This window comes from Neisseria sp. P0001.S005, assembly GCF_051963715.1.
Genome location: NZ_JBQCTZ010000325.1, coordinates 1 through 2456 on the forward strand (window position 1 = coordinate 1; position 2456 = coordinate 2456).

Annotated in this window: 4 protein-coding genes; 2 read left to right on the top strand and 2 right to left on the bottom strand. The window is 41.0% G+C overall.

Features of this window, described 5'->3' with window-relative positions; translation table 11 throughout:
* Positions 1–101 precede the first annotated feature (101 nt).
* Positions 102–455, top strand: a complete 354-nt coding sequence (locus ACTHSP_RS19595) for a histidine phosphatase family protein (protein ID WP_241479507.1) — start codon at positions 102–104, stop codon at positions 453–455.
* 282 nt (positions 456–737) lie between these two features.
* Here the strand turns inward: ACTHSP_RS19595 and ACTHSP_RS19600 are convergent, their stop codons facing one another.
* Together ACTHSP_RS19600 and ACTHSP_RS19605 are read right to left on the bottom strand one after the other, a co-directional pair.
* Positions 738–1082, bottom strand: coding sequence for a hypothetical protein (locus ACTHSP_RS19600; protein ID WP_003686500.1), 345 nt, complete (start codon positions 1080–1082; stop codon positions 738–740).
* Entirely contained in the window at positions 1079–1885 is an 807-nt protein-coding gene (locus ACTHSP_RS19605; RefSeq protein ID WP_440346737.1) for a hypothetical protein, read from the bottom strand. Before ACTHSP_RS19605 ends, ACTHSP_RS19600 begins: the two co-directional genes overlap by 4 nt.
* 410 nt (positions 1886–2295) lie before the next feature.
* Here ACTHSP_RS19605 and ACTHSP_RS19610 point away from each other — a divergent pair.
* A partial coding sequence (locus tag ACTHSP_RS19610; protein ID WP_440346738.1) for an IgG-binding virulence factor TspB family protein occupies positions 2296–2456 on the top strand: 161 nt, incomplete at its 3' end.

The following is a 2456-nucleotide window of genomic DNA, read 5'->3' on the forward strand; positions in this document are numbered from 1 at the left end:
GAGACGGGTGTTTTTGTGCATGTTCATGTTTCAGTATTCTCCTGGAAATACTGTAAACAACGCTACTAGTTTCTACACAATCATTTGGAAGTTGGGAAGGTATGCAGATCGCTGACCTGCGGAAGCTAACAGAATTCAAACAACTGACCAATGACCCGGCAGCTTATAAAGCATTAAGCAATGGTGGCGAAACCTTTGAACAATTGGCAGTACGTGCAATGGCCGCCCTTTACGATATCATTAAGGTACATCAATCGGGCGCTAATATTTTAGTGGTATCGCATGGCCACACCTTGCGGCTTTTATTGTCCTTATTAGGCGGAGCGACTTTGGAAAACCATCGTGATGAGGGTAAATCCGTGTCATTATTGAATACTTCTATCAGTATTGTGAAATACGATAGTGAAAGTGGTTTTCATATTGAGCAGCTTAACAATGTGGCTCATTTACAATGATCACAATCTGTTACCTAATTCACACATCGACACACTGTTAGTCTGTTAGCTCAAGCCCCAATACGCTCGTTTTAAATCTACTCATTATTTTTTATTTTAAATCTCAACCAAAGCAGCGTCTTTTCTGTATTAATGCCTCTACCGTAACTTCTAAAAAACCGTTTGTACTTAACGATTTAAACGGTTTTTTAGTATCAATTTATTTATATTCCATGCTTTTAAATACGGTCAAATTTTCAGGTGTTTTTGCAAATCAACTTTAAAATCCAACTGCTTGCCCCATCAAGCTCTACCCGTACTTAACCCTGCCTTGCCGTTTTCCCACAAGGTTTTCAGTAAAACTTTCCACGCCGACAATTTAGGATTGGGCTGTTTGCCTTGTCCGATCAAGTCCATTTGCGTCATATACCAGTTCATTTCCAGCATCGCGCCCGCTTTTTTATCAACCAACGCTACGCCCGTTTGGATGCGATCGGTCTGCACGGTTTGGTAAGTGCCGTTTTGCATTTTGTTTGCCAAATCAGGGACTAAGGCAAACGGGCGGGCGACGCCGACCAAATCCAAATGGCCGCTGGCGAGTGCATCTTCCATGGCGTTTTGCGAACGGAAGCCACCCGTAATAATCAACGGAGCTTGGCTGAATCTCTACCAACTTCTAATGTACCGTCAGTAATACTGACATTAGAGCTAATATCACTCATGTTTCTTGGTGCAAATAAAGTGGTGCCACTCCCTCTTTGAACAAAGTCAACAATCTTAGTAGTAGGGGAAGCTGAGGTCATTTCAGGCGTGAAGTTAAAATCATCTGTTTGTGCGAAATCAAATTTGACCTTTTGAGGATTCTCTTCAAGTTTAATTTTTTCTACATCAAACGTGCCTGCTTTGTTGTTATCACCAATTTGGATGTTGGTTGTACCATTTCCTACTCTTAATGTCCCCACAGTAAGTTTACTTTCATCTGCAACTAATACATTAACAGTATTGGTTTTAGAGCTCCAATCACTTGCGGCAACACGAATTTCGGCGTTTTTCGGGTACTGAAGCAATGAACCTTTACCGGTAACTGAAATTACCGTATTGGTGACATCTTCCGGGGTATCACGAAGCCATCCCCAAAAGTGAGGTGTCGGTTCAGTCCCTTCAAATTCACCGATTACCTGCCCACCATTGGAAACATATAAATTACCACTACCAAAGTTACCGATATTCATTGAATTATTGGCATCACTGGTTACAATGAGTTTACTGCCTTGCCCGTCAACGACAACAGTTCCTTTAGACTTGCGATGGTTGGCTATATGTAATGTCCCTTGTATATTTACAACAGAGCCCCCATCAATTCTAAGATTACCTTCATTACCATTACCACTACCAACTTGAACTAAGCCGTTAACCGTATCTGGGTTTACCTTCCCAAGGGTTTCCGGAATTCCGTCATTAGTCCCTTACAAAGTAACGCTTGCATTCGCAGCCAATGGCGCGGCTAATAGAAGCAACGTAAGTTTATTAAGTTTAAATTCCATAGTTTTTTTCCTCTCTGTCTCAGAATTAAGACGGGGCGCGATCATATCACTTTTTTATTGCTGAAACAAATTAGCAACCATATTATAAGAACCAAAACATCTAATAAAAAACCACCTTCAGAAGAAGGTGGATTTTGTTTTATATATTTGTTATTTGAATTACCAAGCGTAGCTATAACCTAACACGGCTTTCGCACCAGAACGGTTACCTTTATTGCCTAGAGAATTATAACGGTCAGCATACAGCACACTGGGATAAGCAGCCTTGGAATAGGTCTGTTTCTGATAATTTATATCGTAAATTTCAAACGGAAGCTATGAAGTCTCGTTATGAAGGGTATTTGGCAAAACAAACTGTAAATGCAACGGTTGAAGCAACAGTCTCCAGAAAAGCCGTCTTATCAGGCGCATTTGGCCTGGTAAAAGCAGGCGCAAAACTTGGTTTAAAAGCTTTACCATACGTTGGAGCTGCTTCATA